2 protein-coding genes are annotated in these 1,389 nt (G+C 29.7%); both read left to right on the plus strand.

Going from position 1 to position 1,389, the window contains the following annotated elements; all coding sequences use genetic code 11:
* Positions 1–39: 39 nt before the first annotated feature.
* Positions 40–474: a hypothetical protein gene (locus BSF42_RS22650; RefSeq protein ID WP_216360301.1), complete on the plus strand. Its 435-nt coding sequence runs from the start codon at positions 40–42 to the stop codon at positions 472–474.
* Positions 474–1,340: an IS3 family transposase gene (locus BSF42_RS22220; protein WP_216360302.1), complete on the plus strand. Its 867-nt coding sequence runs from the start codon at positions 474–476 to the stop codon at positions 1,338–1,340. Before BSF42_RS22650 ends, BSF42_RS22220 begins: the two co-directional genes overlap by 1 nt.
* Positions 1,341–1,389: the final 49 nt, after the last annotated feature.

The raw sequence follows: 1,389 nt of genomic DNA on the forward strand, positions 1-1,389 counted from the left end.
TGTCTTGTCCTGAAATAGCGATACACAAAAAGTATCATTATGGAAAAAGATCAAGAATTGCGCTATGTTAAGCGTACACAGAAAGATTACAGTATGTCTTTAAAACTTCAAATTGTTCAAGAAATAGAACAGGGAAAAACCTCAATTTCTCAAGTTAAGAAAGATTATGCTATTCAATCACGTTCAACAATTGTTCAATGGCTTCGAAAATTCGGTAACTTTGATTGGGACAATCAAACACCTTCTCTTATGCAAAAATCTCCTGAACAGAAAATAATGGAACTTGAAGCCAAAGTGAAGTTATTGGAAAAACAAAAAGCTTTTTTAGAACAGCAGGCTTTCGTTGCTGATAAAAAAGCTATTATTTTCGATATGATGATTGATATAGCAGAAAAAGAATATCAAATTGACATTCGAAAAAACTCACCACCCGAACAATCGACCATTTTAAAAGAGAACAACAACAAACAATAATGTTTGCCTGTACTTTGTTCGGGATTGACAGACAGGTTTACTATCGTCGAGTAAAAAAAAGTAGCGATAAGAAGCTTTTGGCTTCAAAAGTTGTTAATATGGTTTTGGAAATTAGAAATACAATGCCTCGAATTGGAGCAAGAAAATTGTATTATCTTTTAAAAAGCGAGTTGAATCAACTTAAAATAGGCCGAGATAAATTTATAGATATACTTAGAGCAAATCATTTATTAATAATATCAAAACGTTCTTACCATATAACAACAAACTCTCATCATAGATTTAGAAAACATCAAAATCAAATATTAGAGTTAGAGATCTGTAGACCAGAGCAAGTCTGGGTATCAGATATAACCTATATTGGAAAAAGAAAGAATCCATGTTATTTAAGTCTAATAACTGACGCTTACTCTAAAAGAATAATGGGTTTTAATGTGGCAGATAATATGAATGCTCATAGTAGTTTAACAGCTTTAAAAAATGCAATAAAAAAACGCAGAGATAAAGGCAAAACATTAATACATCATTCAGATAGAGGAATACAATATTGTTCTGATCAATATCAAAAACTATTACATAAAAACAATATAAAATGTAGTATGACCCAAAACTCTGATCCCTATGAGAATGCAGTAGCTGAGAGAATAAATGGAATTTTAAAACAAGAATTTAATATTGATAAGTTTAATCTAAAACTTGCTGTAATGAAGGTTTTAGTGAAAAATGCAATTGATATTTATAATAACAAAAGACCACATTACTCTAATTATATGCTCACTCCAAGTCAAATGCATCAACAAAGTGTAGTAAAGATGAGAACTTATAAAAGAAAAACACCTGCAATAAAAAATATTACAGGTGTCTAATTAAATATATTTGTCTAATAATCTGTATCGATTATTTAGGACTAGTCAT

The organism is Flavobacterium sp. ACN6, assembly GCF_002304005.1.
Lineage (GTDB): Bacteria > Bacteroidota > Bacteroidia > Flavobacteriales > Flavobacteriaceae > Flavobacterium.

What these genes read in the sequence shown, in the direction of transcription:
- BSF42_RS22650 (WP_216360301.1), top strand. Translation starts at nt 40, where the DNA reads ATGGAAAAAGATCAAGAATTGCGCTATGTTAAGCGTACACAGAAAGAT.
- BSF42_RS22220 (WP_216360302.1), top strand. Translation starts at nt 474, where the DNA reads ATGTTTGCCTGTACTTTGTTCGGGATTGACAGACAGGTTTACTATCGT.